We start from the raw sequence: 21,346 nt of genomic DNA, 5'->3' as shown, positions 1-21,346 counted from the left end.
AATATGTCGGTTTTTTGAATACAAACTGTATCCAATATTTTAAAAACTAGATTTTACAGAGAAGATAACAAAAGGCGGTGGGACAGAAATCGATAGACAAAGTCTCGATTTCGTAGTCCCAGCCCCGCGAGGATGATTAGGAGATTTTTGGAGTCTGAAAGACGAACAAAAAGTTCAATCAACTACCGCGTCAAAGTTTGATTGCTAATAAAAAGTGAGGTCGGGATCTTTTGTCCCAACCTCTTTTTCTAGATTAAACTTTTTGGAGTCCTTGGACAGCATCATGATTGATGAGTAGTTGCCCATATTCTTGGAGGACAGAACGACTGATATCACTATCATCCGCAAATTCTCGCATACGTGCCAACAACCAAGCTGGATAAAGGCTAGGTTGATTTTCTACATCAACTAAGACTGTCAGATAGTACTGGTCATTCATCTTATAGAGTTCTGAAGTTTCCATTTGGTAGTCAACCATTTTAGCAAAAGAAACCAAACTAGCTAAATTGTCAAAACTTAAGATGTAGTAGATATACGGTTCTCTTTTTCCTTCTTCTACTTCAAGTGCTTCGTTAAGCGCTGCTTCTTCTTCCTTTTCAACCTGTTCTAAAGATTGAATAGCTTCAATATCGTCTTTCGTTTTTTCTGCCATGGTTTTCTCTAAGGTTTTCAAAAACTCATCTGGAGACATTTTAGCTAACTCATCCATATCAGGAAGATCTGCCAAATCGTCAAAATCCAAATTCTGGTCAATCTTAGACTTGGTTACAAAGACATCAACCTTATCTGGCTTAGGAGTCACTCGGAAGCTAAGCATACCTGTATCCAAGAAACTATCTGGCATCTCTAACTCATCCAAGATTGCGTAGAAAAATTCTTCTGTTTTCTCTTGTGGAACGAGAAAGTCTGCGATTTCCATTCCACGATCCATCAAATCTTCTAAAGACATGGTGATTTTTAAAGTCGTATCACTGATTTGTTTCATTTTCATAGTTCGTAACCTCATACTTTCAGTTCTATCTATTATACAAGATTTCAAAAATTTTATCAAAAAAAATGGCGTTGGGTTATCGATTACTATCTAGTATAGAATACTTATTACGCTATCACCCTTTTTATTATCATAGACAAAACACTATCAGATATACTTGACCTAGTTCGTGCAAGGATTAAAAGAGGATAGAGGTCATTAGCCTTCTCAAAAATGTTCAAATTAAATATTATGTAACAAAAAGAAGACTCTGTAAGGTCTTCTTTTTTCTTTACGGCCTACACAATAAATACTCACTCAATAAACTTGTTAGAGCATACGAAGTCAAGACAACACCGACCTAGCTTTAAAAAATTTAGAAAGAGTATCACTTACAAATCTACTGTTAGTACCTTCCCAGCTCTCACGACTTGCTCACCTGCAATGTAGACATCATCAACATCACTGGATTTAACAGCATATACTAGGTGAGACAGCATGTTTTCTTGAGGTTGGAGATGGATTTTTCCTTGGGGTTGGATAACGAGAAAATCTGCTTGCTTGCCGACTTCCAGACTACCAATCTCATCTTCCATTCCCAACACCTTAGCTCCTTCAATCGTAAGAGTCTTGAGGGCAGTTTCAATTGGAAATTGGCTAGCATCTCCACTCTTCATTTTCTGTAAAAGGGCTGCCGTGCGTCCTTCCTCAAACATATCAAGGTTGTTATTAGAAGCAACCGAGTCCGTCGCGATACCAACTGGCACTCCAGCCTTTTGAAGTTGGATGACTGGTGCAATCCCTGAAGCTAGTTTGAGGTTGCTGATAGGATTGTGGGCGATAGCGACTTGCGAATCTGCCAAGCGGGTAATTTCTGCTTCATTTAACTCCACACCGTGGGCAAATACAGCCTGATGATCTAAATAGCCAAGTTCATCTAGAAAGGCTATTGGACGTTTGCCATAACGTTTCAGGATAATCCCTGACTCTTCTTTTGTTTCTGCCACATGAATATGAAGTGGAATATCTTCTTTTTTTGCTAGGTTCAAACTAGCCTCTAACAATTCTCGACTACAACTGTAGGGCGAATGAGGAGCCACCATAACCTTGAAATTGGGATCCTGATAGCCTTTGATTGTCCCGATGACAGCACGAGTTTTTGCTATAGTCTCATCTGTGGTCTCCATGTCTGAAGAAAAGAGAGTTGGAGAAAAATAGCAACGCATCTTGGATGCCTTGACTGCTTCATAAATCTTCTCTATCTCTACTCCATTCGGATTGTACATATCATTGAATGTTGTCGTTCCTGACTGGAGCATCTCTGTCAGCGCCTCTTTGACGGCTTTTGTAGTCATCTCTGGTGTGAATTCTGCTTCTGCTGGCCAGATATAGTCCTCCAGCCATTCGTGTAGATTGCTATCATCACGAATCCCCCTCAAGCCTGTCATGGCAGAGTGGGTATGGCAGTTAACCAAACCAGGCATAATCCAAGCACCCTGATAGTCTATGATTTGATCTGCTTGCTTGAAAATTTCTTGATTTTCCTGACCGACATAGACGATTTGAGAATTTTCAAGAGCTAAGATACCATCCACGTAAACATGGAAATCTTGGTCACAAGTCACGATATTTACATGCTGAAAGACTTTCATCAATAGGCTCCTTTTCTAAATTATACTCTTCTAAAATCTCTTCAAACCGCGTCAACGTCACCTTGCCGTATGTGTAGGATACTGACTACGTCAGTTCCATCTACAACCTCAGAACAGTGTTTTGAGCAACCTGCGGCTAGTTTCCTAGTTTGCTCTTTGATTTTCATTGAGTATTAGCTTTCATACCAGATAATTTTTCTAGCTATTGTAACAAAAAAGTCACCCGAAGGCAACTTTTATTTTGTATTTGCTTAAGAAACTAGGTAAAGTCTATTCTGGACTAAAAGCCGCTGCTTCTTGCATTTGATAGTATTTGCCTTTTCTAGTCATCAGTTCCTGGTGATTGCCATATTCGACAATATCTCCATCGACCAAGACAAGAATCAAATCAGCATCTTGAATGGTCGATAAACGGTGGGCAATGATGAAGCTTGTCCGCCCCTTCATGAGTTTGGCAAATGCATCCTGAACCAGCACCTCTGTCCGGGTATCGATGGATGAAGTCGCCTCGTCTAAGATCAGAATCTTAGGAATGGCTAGAAAGACGCGGGCAATGGTTAAAATCTGAGCCTGACCAACAGACAAGGATTCCCCTGCATTTTCAAGCTTGGTATCATATCCCTGTGGCAATTGTTGGATAAAGAAATCCGCATTTGCTGCCTTGGCTGCTGCAATGACCTGCTCTCGGCTAGCATCAGGATTGCCAAAAGCAATATTGTCATGAATGGTTCCCTGCTTGAGCCAAGTTTCTTGAAGTACCATCCCAAACTGCTGTCGAAGAGATGCTCGGGTATAGTCATAAATGGAGCGATCATCTAGCAAAATATCTCCTGAGTTAATCGGGTAAAAACGCATGAGGAGATTGATGAGGGTAGACTTACCAGCACCCGTTGGTCCAACGATGGCAACCTTGCTACCAGCTGGAATATCAATAGACAAATCCTTGATCAAGATTTTTTCAGGATTGTAACCAAAAGAAACATGCTTAAAGGAAATAGCTCCCTTGACTTGGTCGCTGTTCAATTCTTTAAGACCAGTTTCTGTAACCTCTGGACTTTTTAGAACAGCATAAACACGTTCTGCACAAGCTAAGGCGCTTTGCAGCTCTGCTAAGACTGATGAGATATCATTAAAAGGCTTGGTGTACTGCTGCACATAGTTTAAAAAGGTTACCAATCGACCAACCGTCAAAGTTGAACCCGCCATGATGCGCGAGGCTCCAACACCAGCTAGTAGGGCATAAATGAGGGCATTGACAAAACGGGTTGAAGGATTGACTGTCGAAGAATAAAAGATAGCCGACTGAGAATAACCTGCATAGCTATCATTTGCCTCATGAAGTCTCTCGATAAATTCTTCCTGGGCATTAAAAGACTGGATAATCGTCTGTTGGGTGAGCGATTCTTCTATCAACTGAGTCTGAATCCCTCTAGTCTCTGTCTGCTTTTGAAAGAGATGGTAAGATTTCTTAGCGATAAAGCGTGAAATGACCATAGACAGAGGTGTTAAGAGCAAAACCAAGAGAGTCATCAATAGATGGATTTGGAGCATAGCAAGGATGCTGACCAAAATCATCAGAACTCCGATGAAAAATTGGTTAAAAATCATATTCAGACCCGCTGCCAACTGCTCGATATCTGTCGTTACACGGCTGACCATTTCCCCACTACCTTGTCTATCTACAAGGGCAATCGGAAGACGATGGAGCTTTTCAATGATTTTTTCGCGTAAATCTCTGGTATAGGAGAAAATGAGGCGGTTGTATAGGAGGGGATTGGCCCATTGTACCAGCGTATTCCCAATGACCACCAAAATCATCTGGAGAAAAATCTGCCAAAATAGCTGAGATGAACCATCGACTAGAACTTGATCAATCACCTGTCCAATCAAGATTGGTAGATAGATTGATAGGGCTACCTGAGCAATAGTACCCAAGAAAGCCAGGAAAAGAAGGACAGGATGGCCAGCTAAATCTTTTGCTAATCGTTTAAGGGTTTGACTTGCATGTTTGCCTTTCATTCTAGTCCTCCTTTCCATGTTGGGATGCATTGATTTCACGATAGACTTGGCTAGTCTCCATCAATTCCTCATGATTTCCAAGCGCTAATTGCTGACCTTTCTCCAAAAGGAGAATCTGGTCTGCAATCTTCAAGGTCGAAGTCCGTTGGGAAATCAAGATTAAGCTAGTATCTGGCAAGTTCTCCTGAATGGCCTTCAGAAGATTGGACTCGGTGATGGTATCAAGGGCTGACGTCGCATCATCCAAGATGAGAAATGGTGCTCGATGCAAAACTGCTCGGGCAATCGACAAGCGTTGCTTTTGCCCACCTGAAAAATTACGACCGCCTGCTTGAACCTCTGCGTCCAGCTGACCTTCCTTGTCACTGACAAAATCCTTGGCCTGGGCAATTTCCAAAGCCTGCCAGAGTTCTTGGTCAGAGACTGTTTCTTCCATACCCAGAGTCAAGTTAGAACGAATGGTTCCCTTAAAGAGTTCAACTTTTTGAGGAACATAGGCCATCCAGGACCGCCATTCAGAAAGATTGCGAGGACTACGTCCATCTCGATAAAAGGAAATACTTCCCTTATCTGCCGTATAAAGGCCAAGTAGGACCTGTACCAAACTTGACTTACCAGAACCAGTTCCCCCGATGATTCCAAGAATTTCCCCTTCTTTCAGTCTAAAAGAAATATCTCTCAGAGAAGGTTGGGCAGCATCTGGGTAGGTAAAGCTCAAGTGTTCAACTCGTAAGGGCTGGTTCGAGGAAGTTTCTTTTTGAGCAATTTCTGCCAGTATATCTTCAGGCTTTTCTGCAAAGACTTCTTTAATCCGCTTAGCAGAAATATAAGACTGGTTGAGTGAATTAATGAGCATGGCTAGTTTAATCAACTCTACCAAAATTTGTAGAAGATAGTTAATCAGAGCAATCAAGGCACCCTGACTGAGCCAGCCTCCCTGGATAGAAATATAACCATTCCAGATAATCACCAGCAAAGTTCCATTGACAATCAAATAGGTCAAGGGGGTCAAGAGACTGGACCAGTAGCCTGTTTTCATTTGAATAGCTGTATAGACTTGATTGAGTACTTGGAAGTTCTCGATTTCTCGTTTTTCTTGGCCAAAGGCACGAATCACACGCATACCTTGTATCTGTTGGCGTGTTTCCTGAACCAGCTGGTCTGTTTTCTTTCTCAAAATACTATAGAGAGGATTGACCAAGCGTGATAACACGACAATGACAAAGGACAAAATGGCAACCATGACCAAAAACCAGAAGGTCAATTCAGGCGAGAGACGATAAGCCATAAAAATGGCACCAAAAACAATAATAGGAGCCCTTAAAAATAGGCGTAAAAATTGATTGATCCCTGTCTGAATCTGATAGGTATCTGAAGTCAAACGCGTCACCAAACTCGAGGTCGTTAAACGGTCTCTACTATCCTTGGGCAAGGAAAGAATATGACGATAGAGGTCATTGGTCAACTCCTTGGCAAATCCTACTGCTGCCTTGGCTGAGTAAAACTGAGCAACTAAGGCTACCAAAACACCGATAACCGCAAAAATAAAGAGGAGCCCCATTTGCATCCAGAGATGACCCTGATCTTTTTTGGGGATAGATTGGTCGACAATCCCAGCTATCACCATGGGAACCAAGAGTTCAAAAACGGCTTCTAGCAACTTAAACAAGGGCGCTAGGAAAGACTCCTTGATATAAGGTTTAAAGTAATAAAGTAAGTGTTTCATGTGTCCCTTCTATTTCCAAAATGAAGAAGGTGGAAAAACCACCATCTTTTTACTTACTCAAATATGGAAGCAGGTAGCCGTAGCCAGCTTCCTCCATTTCATCCTTAGCGATAAAACGTAAGGATGCAGAATTGATACAGTAACGGAGACCACCTAGTTCACGAGGGCCATCTGTAAAGACATGTCCCAAATGAGCATTTCCTGAACGTGAACGAACTTCGATACGCTCCATACCGTGACTCAAGTCCTGGTAGTAATGAATGAGTTCCTTGGAAATAGGACGGCTAAAACTTGGCCAACCACAGCCTGAGGCAAACTTATCCTTGGCAAAGAAGAGGGGCTCACCAGTCGTGATATCGACATAAATTCCTTCCTCAAAAGTTTGGTCATAAGCATTGCTAAAGGGAGCTTCCGTAGCAGCTTCTTGGGTAACTCTATAAGACTCTTCTGACAAATTTTCTCTTAAAACTGCCTGACTCGGTTTTTCATAGTTGGCGGCATCTATGAGTGGTTTCTCAGCATCTCTCACATCAATGTGGCAATAGCCACCAGGATTTTTCTTGAGATAGTCTTGGTGATAGTCTTCAGCTAAGATATAGTGGCGAAGCTTCTCCACTTCCACTGCAATTTTACAACCGATGAGGAGTTCTTGTTCACGAACTACTGTATTGATAGTCGGTAAATCCTCTTCATCTTTGTAATAAATCCCTGTGCGGTATTGACGACCACGGTCATTCCCTTGTTGGTTGACAGATAAAGGGTCAATGACTCGGAAATAATAGAGTAAAATCTCACGGAGCGAGACCGCCTTTTCATCGTAGACAACTTGCACAGTCTCTGCGTGATCTGTTTCTTTGATCAGTTGATAATTGGTGGTTTCTACCTGACCATTGGCATAGCCAACACTGGTTTGCAACACTCCAGAAATACGGGAAAAGTATTCCTCTAAGCCCCAAAAACAACCACCTGCTAGATATATTTCTGCCATTTCAAATCCTCCTTGACCGTCTATCGGTCGATAAACACGGGAAACATTTCATACTCTTCGAAAATCTCTTCAAACCACGTCAGCTTCGCCTTGCCGTAGATATATGTAACTGACATCGTCAGTCTTATCTACAACCTCAAAGCAGTGCTTTGAGCAACCTGCAGCTCGCTTCCTAGTTTGCTCTTTGATTTTCATTGAGTATCAGTTCCCATGTTTCATTTTCAAAAAAAGGACAGGAAGCCTCTAATAGAGAGTTTCCCCATCCCATTGCTCTGTTTATTTTGCTTCGACGCGAACGCCTTGTGTATCTACTTGCAAATCATGAAGTTTGCCTTTGAACGGTTGCTTTTCAAGCTCAGCCTTAATTTTAGGCATCTTATCAGGCTCAGCTAGAACCATGACAGTAGGCCCAGCACCAGACAAGTAGGTCGCATAAGCACCGTTTCTCTTAGCAACTTTCTTGATCGTCGCAAATTCTCTCACCAGTTCTTGACGGTAACGCTCATGGAAAAGGTCACTCTCAATCGCCTGGCCTGCTTTGACCATATCTCCAGTCAGTAGGGCTGCAATAGCCACATTGGCGATAGAACTTGCTGCAACAGCTTCTTTATAAGAAAGTTTCTTAGGCAAGACACCACGACTATCTCGAGTACGCAATTCATAATTTGGAATGTAGGCTAGAAAGGCACACTCTGGAAAAGGTGCCACTACTGCTGAAACCTGACCCTCGACTGAGCTTGCAATGACGAGATTTCCATAGATAGCAGGTGCAACATTATCAGGATGTCCTTCAATCTTAGTCGCCAATTGCAACTTATCGTGATCCGTTAATTTTAGGTTCCCTAATTGATTTGCCAACTCAATTCCTGCAACGATGACTGAACTAGAAGAACCAAGTCCACGCGCAAGTGGAATATCACTGATCATTTTCAGACGTCTTGGTTGTAGGTCTGGAACAATTTGTAAAGCAATCTTCAGCAAAAGATTACGTTCATCACGTGGAATCCATTTGCCTAGTTGATGCTCAATCATCCATTCTTCACGTTCCTCACAAACCTGAATTTCTAGATACTTGGTTACAGCTACACCAACAGAGTCAAAGCCAGGACCCACATTGGCACTTGTAGCAGGTACAATAATCTTCATCTTAGTCTCCTAAAACCTTGAAGGTGTTGAGAAGTTCAAATTCAGCTACACCCTTCAAAGCTGCTGTAATATTTTCAAGTTGCGCCTTGTTGATCTTATGGCTGATGATGACAACACGAGCCTTGCCTTCTTGCTTACCATCTTGAAGGATTTGCTTGAAGGAAATATCTTCCGCATTAAAGAGCTCTGCCAATTTCAAGACTTGCCCTTTTGAATCTGGAGCCAGGATTGAGAAATAGTAGTTGGCTTTGACATCTTCTGGCTGAGCCAAAACAAGGTCACGATGGTATTCGTTAAAGGCTTTGCCAATGGTGCCGTCATTCAAACGACGAACGATACGGGCAATATCAGCTACAACACTTGTTGCAGTTGGTTTTTGACCTGCACCTGGTCCATAGTACATAGACTCGCCGATACCGATAGATTCCACAAAGACCGCATTCATAACACCGTTAACACTTGCAAGTGGATGAGCTTTAGGAAGGAAGGTTGGAGTAACCTCGGCAGCGATTCCAGAAGGTGTTTCTTCGATAGAACCTACTAATTTAACCACGTACCCAAGATCTTGGGCAACTGCCACATCTTCTGGAGTGATATTGCGGATTCCTTGGTGGGCAACATCTTCAAATTTAACATTCATTCCAAAGGCGAACTGGCTGAGGATGACCATCTTGTAGGCTGCATCAATACCATCAACATCATTTGTAGGATCACTTTCAGCAAAGCCAAGTCGTTGAGCTTCAGCAAGGGCATCAGCATAAGACCAGCCTTCTTCTACCATTTTGGTCATCATGAAGTTAGATGTTCCATTGACAACACCAAGAACACGAGTGATTTTATCTGATGCAAGTGAGTTAACCAAGGTACGAAGGATTGGGATTCCTCCCGCAACAGCTGCTTCATAATAAAGAGCAACATTATGAGCTTTGGCAATCTCAAGCAATTCTGCACCATGAACAGCCAAAAGGTCCTTGTTGGCTGTCACGACATGTTTCCCTGCTTCTAAGGCACGAGTGATAAATGTTTTTGCCGGTTCGATACGTCCCATCAACTCAACAACAATCGCGATGTCTTTATCTGACAAAATTTCGTCAATATTTGTTACAAAATTAAAATCATTTCCTGCTTCAAGCAAGCGTGCTTTCTCTTGATCGTCTTTGACCAAAACTTTGGCTACTTCAATTTCTGAATGTGCTGCTTGAACAATTTTTTCTCCATTTTCCTTTAGCAAGAATGGTACGCCACTGGCTACTGTACCAAATCCAAGTAAAGCAATTTTAACTGACATGTTTGTCTCCTTGAAATTTTCTAATAGTCCTATTATACCAAAATTGTGAGAAAATTCCTACCATTCTGAACTAAAAATAGAAGCATCAAATCATAAAAAAGCCTGCCCTGATTCAATCAAGAGCAGACGCTATTTTCAATCTATTTTACAAAGACCATTTCCTTGTCACTAGACAGGTCGTCTCGATAGGTAAAACCTGCAAAACTGAGCTTTTTAATCTCTTCTACCGAAGTTACCTGACCTTCCATCAAGGCTGTTAAGAAAGTACCTCTAGCTTTCTTTGAAATGGTTGAGTGGACTTTAAGTTTTCCATCTCTGTCTTCCATAAACTTAAAGGTCATCAATTTTTCACGGATATCTTTTGGAAAGACAGTTTCAAACTCCGAAGACAAGAGTGAAAAGATTAGTTCTTCACCCTTCACCGACTCTTCATAAGCTGACTTCCAGTGACTTTTCAGGCTTTTCCCAGCAATTTTAAGCTTCATCAAAAAGTCTAGTCTGTGAGGTGCAATCGGTGCAAAGGCTGGAATCACACCGTAAAGAGCTGACGTTATCATGAGGTGTTTCTCCAGATAGGTTTGCTCCTCCTTGGTGAGATTGTCCCGTTTGATGTTGCGATACATGAGCCCATCAAAGAGTTGCAAGGCAGGATAGTTTGTTGCAGTTCCATTTTTCAAGGCTTGGATATGGTCATACTCCTCTTGCGCCTTTTCGGCAGAGATTTTATAAAAACTCTCTAAATCTTGGGCAGAATATCTAGCTAATTCATCTAGAACAGCCTGACTCTCAGGAGACAAAGGTTCTGCCTCTAAACTTGGGATTTCAGTGTTCATTTCTTTTGCAGTTGGGATTAGAATTTTCATAGTCTTAGTGTAGCATATTTTTCTAGGAGCACCAAGGATTTGAGCCTAAATAATACGACCTTCTAAATGATCTAGTTCATGCTGACAAATCTGAGCCGGAAAACCTGTCAGAGTAATGGTCTGTTCTTTCCAATGAATATCTCTGTAGCTTACTGTAATTTTTTCATACCGAGTTGTCGGTCTTACTCCTGTCAAAGACAAACATCCTTCCTCCGTTTCATATGGCCCTTCAAAAGACTTGAGAACGGGATTAAACATGACCATGGGAATCATGCCGATATTAAAAATAATCACGCGCTTTTGCACCCCAATCATATTGGCCGCTAGTCCAACACAGGTCTCACGATTGGCCTCTAGAGTATCTTGTAAATCCTTTGCTAGAGGTAAATCCTCCTGACTAGCAGGCTGGGATACCTGCGATAAAAATATCATATCTCTTACGATTTTCTTTTCCAAGTCTTCTTTCCTCCATCTTTTTCTCTACTTGATTATAGCACAAAATCTATTGACATTTATCTTATATAAAAGCAAAAAAGCCATCCGAAGATGACTTTTCAATGCTTAAATGGCGTTTTTATCTTTTCCAAGTGCACGCTGAACTGCTTTGACAATTTCAACAAGAACAACAATCATGAGTGAACCTACAATAACCGCCATCCATTGAGTCAAGCTCAAATGTGAAACATGGAAGAGGCTGTTAAATCCTGGAACCACAATCGTAGCCATCAAGAGGATGAAGGCAACTGGGATTGACCAGTTAAAGGTCTTGTTCTTGAAGAGTCCAACCGTAAAGATTGATTGGTAAACAGACTTGACGTTAAAGGCATGGAGCAATTGGATCAAACCAAGAGTTGCAAAAGCCATTGTAAGGGCATCTGCGTGGATTTCACTTTGAACTTGATGCTCTGGGAAGAGAATTGCCCAACCATAAACACCAAGAACCAGCATGGTTTGGAAGATACCTTGATACATGATAGCTCCGAAGACACCACCATCAAAGAAGTTAGACTTACGTCCACGAGGTTTGTGGGTCATCACGCCTGGCTCAGCTGGTTCAACACCAAGAGCGATGGCTGGAAGAGTATCTGTTACCAAGTTAATCCAGAGAAGATGCACTGGTTGCAACACATCCCAACCAAATAGGGTTGCAAAGAAGATGGTGAAGACTTCAGCCATATTGGCAGACAAGAGGTATTGGATAGATTTTTGGATATTTGAGAAGACCTTACGTCCTTCTTCAACCGCTACGATAATGGTTGCGAAGTTGTCATCAGCAAGGACCATGTCAGAAGCTCCCTTAGAAACCTCTGTACCAGTAATCCCCATACCGATACCGATATCAGCTGTCTTAAGTGATGGCGCGTCATTAACCCCGTCACCAGTCATGGCAACAACTTTACCTTCTTTTTGCCATGCTTTCACGATACGAACCTTGTGCTCAGGTGATACACGTGCATATACAGAGTATTGCTTGAAGACTTTTTGGAATTCTTCATCAGTGAGTTCATTCAACTCAGCACCCGTGAAGACATGGTCTTCTGTATCATTTGGATCGATGATTCCAAGACGTTTGGCAATAGCTTCCGCTGTATCTTGGTGGTCACCCGTGATCATGATTGGACGGATACCCGCTTCCTTAGCGACACGAACAGCTTCTGCTGCTTCTGGACGCTCAGGGTCAATCATGCCGACCAAACCAGAGAAAATGAGATCAGATTCAACAATTTCAGATTCCAAGGTTGGGATTTCATTGCTTGTCTTATAAGCCATCATCAAGACACGAAGAGCTTGTTTAGCCAAGTCTTTATTGATAGCAAGGATAGCATTTTTATCTTCTTCTGTGATTGGGCGAACTTCCCCATTGACCTCAATACGAGTCACGCGCTTGAGCAATTGGTCAGGGGCACCCTTAACAGCGATAAAGTAAGAACCGTCTGCTTCCTTATGGACGGTAGACATGAGCTTACGATCAGAGTCAAATGGCAATTCAGCCACACGTGGCTCATCCTGCAAGATTTCACGAACGTCAAAGTTGTGGTCCAGACCAAACTGTACCAAGGCAGTCTCCGTTGGGTCCCCAATCAACTTGCCAGATGGGTCTACCTTTGTATCATTGGCAAAGTTCATAATACGAAGGGTATTGTTGCTAGCTCCAATTTCTGTTGCTGCACTTTGCAATTGACCGTTGGTATAAACTTTTTCAACAGTCATTTGGTTCATAGTCAAGGTACCTGTTTTATCAGACGCGATGATTTCTGTTGAACCAAGAGTTTCAACCGCTGGTAATTTACGAACAATCGAATTACGTTTGGCAAGGGTTGTTGTTCCCAAAGATAGAACGATGGTTACAATGGCAGGGAGACCTTCTGGAATCGCAGCAACCGCAAGAGCAACCGCAACCATCAAGCCTTCCAACGGATGTTCACCACGAACGAATACACCAACCAAGAAAGTAATAACAGCAATCACAACAATCAAGTAAGTCAAGGCCTTAGATAATTGTTCCAAGCTTTGCTTCAATGGTGTCTCTGTCTCGTCGGCATTAGCCAACATATCTGCAATCTTACCAACTTCTGTATACATACCAGTATTGGTTACGACACCAATCCCACGACCGTATGTTACGTTTGAGTTTTGGTAACCCATATTGACACGATCCCCGATACCTGCATCTGCTTCAACAAGTCCTGTCACATCTTTTTCAACTGGGACAGACTCCCCTGTAAGAGCTGCTTCTTCTATTTTAAGAGAAGCTGCTTCAAACAAACGCATATCTGCAGGCACGACATCTCCTGCTTCTAGTAAGACGATGTCCCCAGGTACCAATTCTTTCGAGTCAATCTCAATAACATGACCATCACGACGAACACGGGCCATCGGGCTAGACATATTTTTCAGAGCTTCAATGGCTGCTTCTGCTTGCCCTTCTTGGTAAACCCCAAAGGCAGCATTCAAGACAACAACGGCCAAGATGATAATGGCATCTGTTAAACCATCCATCCCTTCTGTAATGACAGAAAGTGCGGCTGCTGCTAGCAAGATGATAATCATCAAATCCTTAAATTGATCAAGGAATTTAGCTAGTAGGCTACGTTTTTCGCCCTCTTCCAACTCATTACGACCATAAGTCGCTAAGCGTTCTTGAACTTGAGCAGTTGACAAACCCTCGATAGATGAGTCCAAGTTCTTTAGGACTTCTTCTGAGATTTGTGTGTAAAACAAGTCTTTATTTTGTTCTTTTGACAAAACAGTCTCCTCCTTTTTGGCCTCTTTTTACAAAAAAAGAGACCTGTTTTTTAAAAAAACAAGTCTCGCTGTTTAATATAGTGCCGGAAATAATTCGGAATGACGACACTATCGCGGTTTCCCGCCAGCTACTCCCTTGAGTAGTTCTATTATATCAGAATTTCAAGAGTTTTCAAGTGCTGGGGTGGGATTAGTCGCGCTCCATTTGAATTTTCCTTGGAAAACCAGTATAATGAAAACATACGATAGTTCTAGAAAGGGAGTTAGATGAATCAATCGGTTTCAAACTTAAAATTAGCTGAGCGTGGTGCCATTATCAGCATTTTGACCTATCTATTCTTATCTGCAGCTAAGCTAGCAACCGGACACTTGCTCCATTCATCCAGTTTGGTGGCGGATGGTTTCAACAACGTTTCTGATATCATCGGAAATGTTGCCCTCCTCATTGGGATTCGTTTGGCCCGCCAACCAGCAGATAGAGACCATCGTTTCGGTCACTGGAAAATCGAGGACTTGGCAAGCCTCATCACTTCAATCATCATGTTCTATGTTGGTTTTGATGTCTTGCGAGATACGATTCAAAAGATTATTAGTCGCGAAGAAACAGTGATTGACCCACTGGGAGCGATTCTAGGAGTGATCTCTGCTGTGATTATGTTTGCTGTTTATCTCTACAACACCCACCTCAGCAAGCAGTCCAAATCTAAGGCGCTTAAAGCGGCTGCCAAGGACAATCTATCAGATGCAGTCACTTCACTCGGAACCACTATCGCTATCCTAGCCAGCAGTTTTAACTTCCCTCTCGTGGATAAATTGGTTGCCATCGTCATTACCTTCTTTATCCTCAAGACTGCCTATGATATCTTTATCGAGTCATCCTTCAGCCTTTCTGATGGTTTTGATGAACACTTGCTCGAAGATTACCAAAAAGCTATCATGGAAATTCCTAAGATTAGCAAGGTCAAATCTCAACGCGGTCGTACTTACGGAAGTAATATCTATCTGGACATCACTCTCGAGATGAATCCAGATCTCTCCGTTTTCGAAAGCCACGAAATTGCGGATCAGGTTGAATCCATGTTATCCGAACGCTTTGGTGTCTTTGATACAGACATTCATATCGAACCAGCACCAATCACTGAGGATGAAATCCTAGATAATGTCTATAAAAAATTGCTCATGAGAGAGCAATTGATTGACCAAGGAAATCAACTAGAAGAGTTACTTGCAGAAGACTTCATTTATATCCGCCAGGACGGACAAGAACTGGACAAGGATGCCTATAAGTCCGAAAAAGAACTGACATCTGCCATTAAAGAGCTTCACCTAACGTCCATTAGTCAGAAGACAAAACTCATTCGCTACCAGATTGGTGATACCATCCACACAAGCATCTGGCGCCGCCACGAAACTTGGCAAAATATTTTCCATCAGGAAACAAAGATAGAAAAAGACTAAAAAATGAGGCCGGGATAATTCCCGACCTCATTTTTCATGTTTATTTTGCAACGCTCTTAGCAAGAACGAAGTTTCCAAGTGTAGCCGAACCATTACCTGCTACAGCTGGTGTTACGATATAGTCACGTACATCTGGAACTGGTAGGTAACCATTGAGAAGAGATGTGAATTTCTCACGTACACGGTCAAGCATGTGTTGTTGAGCCATAACCCCACCACCAAAGACGATGACATCTGGTCGGAAAGTTACGGTAGCATTAACCGCGGCTTGAGCGATATAGTAGGCTTGAACATCCCAAACAGGGTTGTTGAGTTCAATATTTTCCCCACGTACACCTGTACGAGCTTCCAAACTTGGACCAGCTGCAAAGCCTTCCAAACAGCCCTTGTGGAATGGACAAACACCGTTGAATTCTTTTTCAATATCCATTGGGTGTCTAGCCACATAATAATGCCCCATCTCAGGGTGACCAACACCACCAATAAACTCCCCACGTTGAATAACGCCTGCACCGATACCTGTACCGATTGTATAGTAAACCAAGTTTTCGATACGGCCACCAGCATTATTACGAGCAACTACCTCACCGTAGGCAGAACTGTTTACGTCTGTTGTGAAGTACATTGGCACGTTTAGAGCGCGCCGAAGAGCACCAAGCAAATCAACATTTGCCCAGTGAGGTTTCGGTGTAGTTGTAATAAAACCATAAGTCTTTGAATTTTTGTCGATATCAATTGGACCAAATGAACCAATTGCAAGACCTGCAAGATTATCAAATTTTGAAAAGAACTCGATAGTTTTATCGATTGTCTCGATAGGAGTTGTTGTTGGGAATTGTGTTTTCTCTACAATGTTAAAGTTTTCATCACCGACAGCACAGACAAATTTTGTACCGCCCGCTTCCAAGCTTCCATATAATTTTGTCATGATAAACCTCTAGTTTTTATTTTCTCTATTATAGCATATTTCAAGGAGGAAAGTTGCTCTATATTTTAGTTTTTCCTCTGTAAATTTTACCATTCAATCAAAAACGAACAAACATGACATTTGTTCGTTTTTTTGTTTTATTAAATCGACAGTAGTATACTCAATGAAAATCAAAGAACAAACCAGGAATCGAGCTGCAGGTTGCTCAAAGTACAGCTTTGAGGTTGTAGATAGAACTGACGAAGTCAGTAACACATACATACGGCAAAGCGAGTATGACGCAGTTTGAATTTGATTTTCGAAGAGTATTAAGCTTTAACTTCGATGATTGCATCACCCTTAGCAACTGATCCAGAAGCAACTGGATTTACTGAAGCAAAGTCTGCAGTGTTTGTCACTATAACCATTGTTGTATTATCAAGGCCTGCAGCAGCAATCTTAGCTGAATCAAATGTTCCAAGAACATCTCCAGCTTTAACCTTGTCACCTTGAGCAACTTTTTGGTCGAATCCTTCACCGTTCATTGAAACAGTGTCGATACCCACGTGGATCAAGATTTCAGCTCCGTTTGTAGTTTTCAAACCATAAGCATGTCCTGTTGGGAAAACGATTGTCACTTCAGCATCAGCTGGTGCGTAAACAACATCTTGATTAGGTTTAACAGCAATACCTTGTCCCATAGCTCCACTTGAGAAGACTGGGTCATTAACGTCTGAAAGGGCAACTACGTCACCAACGATTGGTGTTTGGATGACACCTTCGCTAGGTGCAACAACAGTACCAGTTACTGCTTCGTCAGCCAAACGTTCAGTTGTAGCTTCTGAAGTCACTTCTGCTTCATCTTCATAACCAAACATGTAAGTAAGAGCAAAACCAAGAGCGAATGATACAGCTACCATAAGAAGGTATTGTGGGAGTTGTCCGTTACCAATGTAAAGCATTGTACCTGGGATGATTGTGATACCATTACCAGTACCAGCAAGACCAAGGATTGAAGCAAGTCCACCACCGACTGCACCAGCGATCAATGAAAGGAAGAATGGTTTACGGAAACGCAAGTTAACCCCGAAGATAGCAGGCTCAGTAATACCTAGGAAGGCAGAAAGAGCAGCTGGGAAAGCAAGTGTTTTAAGTTTAGGATTTTTAGTTTTCACACCAACGGCTACTGTTGCAGCACCTTGAGCAGTCATGGCAGCTGTGATGATAGCGTTGAATGGGTTAACATGGTCAGCAGCAAGCAATTGAACTTCAAGCAAGTTAAAGATGTGGTGAACACCTGATACGACGATAACTTGGTGAACTCCACCAATCAAGAAACCACCAAGACCAAATGGCAAGTTAAGGATAGCTTTTGTTCCAAGAAGGATATAGTTTTCAACAACGTGGAAGACTGGTCCGATCACAAACAAACCAAGAATTGACATTACGAGGAGTGTTACGAATGGTGTTACCAAGAGATCAAGTACATCTGGAACCACTTTACGAACAGCTTTTTCAAACTTAGCTCCGACAACCCCGATGATGAAGGCTGGAAGAACTGAACCTTGCAAACCAACAACTGGGATAAATCCGAAGAAATTCATAGCAGTCACTTCACCACCAGAAGCAACAGCCCAGGCATTTGGAAGTGAACCAGATACGAGCATCATACCAAGAACAATACCAACGGCTGGGTTACCACCGAATACACGGAAGGTTGACCAAACAACCAAACCTGGCAAGATGATGAAGGCTGTGTCAGTCAAGATTTGAGTGTAAGTTGTCACATCTTCTGGAAGTGTCATTCCAAGAGCATTCAAGAGTCCACGAACACCCATGAAGAGACCAGTTGCTACGATAACTGGAATAATTGGTACAAAAACATCACCGAAAGTACGGATGGCACGTTGGAACCAATTTCCTTGTTTAGCAGCTTCTGCCTTCATCTCATCCTTAGATGTCGTTGGCAAACCAAGAGCTACGACTTCATCGTACATCTTGTTAACTGTACCTGTACCAAAAATGATTTGGTATTGACCTGAGTTAAAGAAAGCACCTTGAACTTTTTCCAAGTTCTCAATAGCATCTTTGTTAATCTTCGCTTCATCTTTCACCATAACACGAAGGCGAGTCGCACAGTGGGCTACACTGTTAACATTCTCACGTCCGCCCAAGGCTTCGATGACTTTTTTTGCAATTTCTGTATTCGTCATTTGCAAAAATCTCCTTATAAAAATTTTTTCTTGTTTGAAAGCGATTTTATCCGCCCTACGAATATTATTCTATCACGTTTAAAAAATATGTCAAGCGTTTTGCAGAAAAAATTTTGCTAATTTGTATTTTTTGATTGTTTTTGCTATTTTTTTCATCAATACAGCAATAAATACCCTCTAAACTCAAGGTTTCCACTTTAAAATTTTCAAAAACTTTCATTTTTTTCATTGTTTTTCATAAAATAGTGCTTCTACATTCTGTCAAACGTTTGACATTTTTTTCGTTGATTTAGTGTAAAAGACTTGCTTTTTTATAAGGAAACGTTTACTATAAAGATAGTAGAATTTTATGGAGGAAATAGAAATGGAATGGACTACTGAACGTCGTTACAGACGTTACGAAGATTGGACACAAGAAGAAAGAAAAGAAATCCAAGAAAAGATGGCGCAATCCCCATGGCATGTCAGCTATCACATTGAACCAAAGGAAGGACTCCTCAACGACCCAAACGGTTTTTCTTACTTTGATGGCAAGTGGGTTGTCTTTTACCAAAACTTCCCCTTTGGAGCAGCCCACGGCTTGAAATCTTGGGTTCAACTTGAGAGTGACGATTTGGTGCACTTTACTGAAACAGGTGTAAAAATCTTACCTGATACTCCACTGGATAGCCACGGCGCTTACTCAGGATCTGCTATGCAGTTTGGTGATCAATTGTTCCTATTCTATACAGGAAATGTCCGTGATGAAAATTGGGTTCGCCACCCTTATCAGATTGGTGCCTTGATGGATAAGGATGGAAATATTAAAAAGATTGATAAGATCTTGATTGATCAACCAGCTGATGCTACCGACCACTTCCGCGATCCACAGATTTTCAACTTTAAAGGACAATACTACGCTATCGTTGGTGGTCAAGACTTGGAGAAAAAAGGTTTTGTCCGTCTCTACAAAGCGGTCGATAACGATTATACAAACTGGCAAGAAGTTGGTGATTTGGACTTCAACAATGACCGTACTGCCTATATGATGGAGTGCCCGAACCTCGTCTTTGTTGGAGAACAGCCTGTCCTTCTCTACTGCCCACAAGGTTTGGATAAAAAGGTTCTTAACTATGACAACATCTATCCAAATATGTATAAAATCGGTGCTTCCTTTGATCCTGAAAATGCTCGTATGGTAGATGTTTCTGAACTACACAATCTAGACTATGGTTTCGAAGCATATGCCACTCAAGCCTTCAATGCCCCTGATGGACGCGCTCTTGCTGTTAGTTGGCTTGGTTTACCAGATGTTTCTTATCCATCTGATCGCTTTGATCACCAAGGAACTTTCTCATCGATCAAAGAATTAACTATTAAAGATGGCAAACTCTATCAGTATCCTGTATCTGCTATCAAGGAACTCCGTGCTTCAGAAGAGGAATTTTCAAATCGTTCTGAAACTAAAAACACCTACGAACTTGAACTGAACTTAGAGGCTAATAGCCAAAGTGAAATCATCCTTCTTGCTGATAAAGAAGGTAAGGGACTCTCTATCAATTTCGACCTTGTCAAGGGTCAAGTTACTGTTGACCGCAGTCAAGCAGGTGAGCAATATGCTCAAGAATTCGGAACTACTCGCTCATGTTCAATTGACAACCAAGCTACTACTGTAAATATCTTCATCGATAATTCAGTCTTTGAAATTTTCATCAATAAAGGAGAAAAAGTATTTTCTGGTCGTGTCTTCCCTCACAAAGATCAAAATGGAATCCTCATTAATTCTGGAAACCCAACTGGAACATACTACGAATTAGAATATGGTCGCAAAACTAACTGATGTCGCAAAATTAGCTGGCGTCAGCCCTACTACTGTTTCACGTGTTATCAATAAAAAAGGTTATCTGTCAGAAAAAACCATTCAAAAGGTAAATGAAGCTATGCGGGAGTTAGGCTACAAACCCAACAACCTTGCTCGTAGCCTCCAAGGGAAATCAGCCAAGTTAATTGGGTTGATCTTCCCAAAAATCAGCCATGTTTTCTATGCTGAATTGATTGACAAATTGGAACACGAACTCTTCAAAAAAGGCTACAAGACAATCATCTGTAACAGTGAGCACGATTCAGAAAAAGAACGTGAATATCTTGAAATGCTAGAAGCCAACCAAGTGGATGGAATCATCTCTGGTAGTCATAACTTGGGAATTGAAGACTACAATCGCGTCACAGCACCAATCATTTCTTTTGACCGAAACCTATCGCCGGACATTCCTGTCGTTTCCTCTGATAACTATGCTGGTGGAGTCCTTGCAGCTCAAACTTTAGAGAAAACTGGAGCTAAGTCTGTTATTATGATTACAGGTAATGACAACTCCAATTCACCAACTGGACTTCGCCATGCAGGCTTTGCTTCTATCTTCCCAAAAGCTCCCATTATCAATATTTCCAGTGACTTTTCACCCCTCCGCAAGGAAATGGAAATCAAAAGTATCCTGACCAAACAAAAACCAGATGCTATTTTCGCATCGGATGATTTGACTGCCATCTTGGTAATGAAGATTGCTCAGGAACTTGGTATCTCTGTTCCAGAACAACTTAAGGTTATTGGTTATGATGGAACTTATTTTATCGAGAATTTCTATCCTCACCTTACTACCATTAAACAACCTTTGGAAGAAATTGCTCGCCTGACAGTTGATTTACTACTCCAAAAAATCGAGGGGAAAGAAGTTGCCACGACTGGTTATTTCTTACCAGTCAGCCTCTTACCAGGTAAAAGTATTTAATACTCTTCGAAAATCTCTTCAAACCACGTCAGCTTCCATCTGCAACCTCAAAACAGTGTTTTGAGCAGCCTGCGGCTAGCTTCCTAGTTTGTTCTTTGATTTTCA

The 21,346-nt window shown here is 41.7% G+C and carries 17 protein-coding genes; 3 read left to right on the top strand and 14 right to left on the bottom strand.

Annotation, left to right across the window (positions count from 1 at the left end; translation table 11 throughout):
* Positions 1–253: 253 nt before the first annotated feature.
* The 11 genes from mecA to TZ96_RS05235 form a co-directional block, all read right to left on the bottom strand.
* Complete coding sequence (gene mecA / locus TZ96_RS05280) at positions 254–991, bottom strand: adaptor protein MecA (protein ID WP_045763194.1); 738 nt, start codon at positions 989–991, stop codon at positions 254–256.
* Between the two features lie 371 nt (positions 992–1,362).
* Positions 1,363–2,622 (bottom strand): TRZ/ATZ family protein, encoded by a 1,260-nt coding sequence (locus TZ96_RS05275; protein ID WP_045763193.1) that lies wholly within the window; start codon positions 2,620–2,622, stop codon positions 1,363–1,365.
* A 41-nt stretch (positions 2,623–2,663) separates the two neighbouring features.
* Positions 2,664–2,789 (bottom strand): hypothetical protein, encoded by a 126-nt coding sequence (locus TZ96_RS11055; RefSeq protein WP_277813590.1) that lies wholly within the window; start codon positions 2,787–2,789, stop codon positions 2,664–2,666.
* Positions 2,790–2,892: 103 nt separating this feature from the next.
* The gene (locus tag TZ96_RS05270) at positions 2,893–4,641 is read right to left on the bottom strand and encodes an ABC transporter ATP-binding protein (protein WP_045763192.1); all 1,749 of its coding nucleotides are present in this window, start codon (positions 4,639–4,641) and stop codon (positions 2,893–2,895) included.
* A 1-nt stretch (position 4,642) separates the two neighbouring features.
* A complete protein-coding gene (locus TZ96_RS05265) occupies positions 4,643–6,367 on the bottom strand; it encodes an ABC transporter ATP-binding protein (RefSeq protein WP_045763191.1) in 1,725 nt (574 codons plus the stop codon).
* A 49-nt stretch (positions 6,368–6,416) separates the two neighbouring features.
* Complete coding sequence (msrB, locus tag TZ96_RS05260) at positions 6,417–7,355, bottom strand: peptide-methionine (R)-S-oxide reductase MsrB (protein ID WP_045763190.1); 939 nt, start codon at positions 7,353–7,355, stop codon at positions 6,417–6,419.
* Between the two features lie 276 nt (positions 7,356–7,631).
* A complete protein-coding gene (thrB, locus tag TZ96_RS05255; RefSeq protein ID WP_045763189.1) occupies positions 7,632–8,501 on the bottom strand; it encodes a homoserine kinase in 870 nt (289 codons plus the stop codon).
* A gap of 1 nt (position 8,502) precedes the next feature.
* Positions 8,503–9,789, bottom strand: a complete 1,287-nt coding sequence (locus TZ96_RS05250; protein ID WP_045763188.1) for a homoserine dehydrogenase — start codon at positions 9,787–9,789, stop codon at positions 8,503–8,505.
* A 140-nt stretch (positions 9,790–9,929) separates the two neighbouring features.
* Positions 9,930–10,652, bottom strand: a complete 723-nt coding sequence (gene yaaA / locus TZ96_RS05245) for a peroxide stress protein YaaA (protein ID WP_045763187.1) — start codon at positions 10,650–10,652, stop codon at positions 9,930–9,932.
* Positions 10,653–10,697: 45 nt separating this feature from the next.
* Entirely contained in the window at positions 10,698–11,108 is a 411-nt protein-coding gene (locus tag TZ96_RS05240; RefSeq protein ID WP_000412242.1) for a peptide deformylase, read from the bottom strand.
* 105 nt (positions 11,109–11,213) lie between these two features.
* Positions 11,214–13,898, bottom strand: a complete 2,685-nt coding sequence (locus TZ96_RS05235; protein ID WP_045763186.1) for a cation-translocating P-type ATPase — start codon at positions 13,896–13,898, stop codon at positions 11,214–11,216.
* A 267-nt stretch (positions 13,899–14,165) separates the two neighbouring features.
* Here TZ96_RS05235 and TZ96_RS05230 point away from each other — a divergent pair, with 267 nt between their 5' ends.
* Entirely contained in the window at positions 14,166–15,356 is a 1,191-nt protein-coding gene (locus TZ96_RS05230; RefSeq protein WP_045763185.1) for a cation diffusion facilitator family transporter, read from the top strand.
* A 40-nt stretch (positions 15,357–15,396) separates the two neighbouring features.
* Here the strand turns inward: TZ96_RS05230 and scrK are convergent, their stop codons facing one another.
* The 3 genes from scrK to TZ96_RS10775 all read right to left on the bottom strand — a co-directional run bounded on the left by scrK (position 15,397) and on the right by TZ96_RS10775 (position 18,705).
* Positions 15,397–16,284 (bottom strand): fructokinase ScrK, encoded by an 888-nt coding sequence (scrK, locus tag TZ96_RS05225; protein ID WP_045763184.1) that lies wholly within the window; start codon positions 16,282–16,284, stop codon positions 15,397–15,399.
* Positions 16,285–16,592: 308 nt separating this feature from the next.
* Positions 16,593–18,476 (bottom strand): sucrose-specific PTS transporter subunit IIBC, encoded by a 1,884-nt coding sequence (locus TZ96_RS05220; protein ID WP_045763183.1) that lies wholly within the window; start codon positions 18,474–18,476, stop codon positions 16,593–16,595.
* A 64-nt stretch (positions 18,477–18,540) separates the two neighbouring features.
* Positions 18,541–18,705 (bottom strand): hypothetical protein, encoded by a 165-nt coding sequence (locus TZ96_RS10775; RefSeq protein WP_158001790.1) that lies wholly within the window; start codon positions 18,703–18,705, stop codon positions 18,541–18,543.
* Between the two features lie 135 nt (positions 18,706–18,840).
* Between TZ96_RS10775 and TZ96_RS05215 the strand changes: the two genes are divergently transcribed.
* Entirely contained in the window at positions 18,841–20,295 is a 1,455-nt protein-coding gene (locus TZ96_RS05215; protein WP_045763182.1) for a sucrose-6-phosphate hydrolase, read from the top strand.
* On the top strand, positions 20,276–21,241 hold the full coding sequence (locus TZ96_RS05210) for a LacI family DNA-binding transcriptional regulator (RefSeq protein WP_045763181.1): 966 nt from the start codon (positions 20,276–20,278) through the stop codon (positions 21,239–21,241). The genes TZ96_RS05215 and TZ96_RS05210 overlap by 20 nt, the downstream gene beginning before the upstream one ends.
* The last annotated feature ends 105 nt before the right edge of the window (positions 21,242–21,346 follow it).

It is taken from the genome of Streptococcus infantis (genome assembly GCF_000963255.1).
GTDB lineage: Bacteria > Bacillota > Bacilli > Lactobacillales > Streptococcaceae > Streptococcus > Streptococcus nidrosiense.
The sequence above is the reverse complement of the archived record's forward strand: the minus strand, read 5'-3'. Positions and strand labels throughout refer to the sequence as shown.

Excerpts from the sequence above, each read along its gene's own strand:
- mecA (WP_045763194.1), bottom strand. The coding sequence starts at position 991 with ATGAAAATGAAACAAATCAGTGATACGACTTTAAAAATCACCATGTCT.
- TZ96_RS05275 (WP_045763193.1), bottom strand. The coding sequence starts at position 2,622 with ATGAAAGTCTTTCAGCATGTAAATATCGTGACTTGTGACCAAGATTTC.
- TZ96_RS11055 (WP_277813590.1), bottom strand. The coding sequence starts at position 2,789 with ATGAAAATCAAAGAGCAAACTAGGAAACTAGCCGCAGGTTGCTCAAAA.
- TZ96_RS05270 (WP_045763192.1), bottom strand. The coding sequence starts at position 4,641 with ATGAAAGGCAAACATGCAAGTCAAACCCTTAAACGATTAGCAAAAGAT.
- TZ96_RS05265 (WP_045763191.1), bottom strand. The coding sequence starts at position 6,367 with ATGAAACACTTACTTTATTACTTTAAACCTTATATCAAGGAGTCTTTC.
- msrB (WP_045763190.1), bottom strand. The coding sequence starts at position 7,355 with ATGGCAGAAATATATCTAGCAGGTGGTTGTTTTTGGGGCTTAGAGGAA.
- thrB (WP_045763189.1), bottom strand. The coding sequence starts at position 8,501 with ATGAAGATTATTGTACCTGCTACAAGTGCCAATGTGGGTCCTGGCTTT.
- TZ96_RS05250 (WP_045763188.1), bottom strand. The coding sequence starts at position 9,789 with ATGTCAGTTAAAATTGCTTTACTTGGATTTGGTACAGTAGCCAGTGGC.
- yaaA (WP_045763187.1), bottom strand. The coding sequence starts at position 10,652 with ATGAAAATTCTAATCCCAACTGCAAAAGAAATGAACACTGAAATCCCA.
- TZ96_RS05230 (WP_045763185.1), top strand. The coding sequence starts at position 14,166 with ATGAATCAATCGGTTTCAAACTTAAAATTAGCTGAGCGTGGTGCCATT.
- scrK (WP_045763184.1), bottom strand. The coding sequence starts at position 16,284 with ATGACAAAATTATATGGAAGCTTGGAAGCGGGCGGTACAAAATTTGTC.
- TZ96_RS05220 (WP_045763183.1), bottom strand. The coding sequence starts at position 18,476 with ATGACGAATACAGAAATTGCAAAAAAAGTCATCGAAGCCTTGGGCGGA.
- TZ96_RS10775 (WP_158001790.1), bottom strand. The coding sequence starts at position 18,705 with ATGAAAAAAATGAAAGTTTTTGAAAATTTTAAAGTGGAAACCTTGAGT.
- TZ96_RS05215 (WP_045763182.1), top strand. The coding sequence starts at position 18,841 with ATGGAATGGACTACTGAACGTCGTTACAGACGTTACGAAGATTGGACA.
- TZ96_RS05210 (WP_045763181.1), top strand. The coding sequence starts at position 20,276 with ATGGTCGCAAAACTAACTGATGTCGCAAAATTAGCTGGCGTCAGCCCT.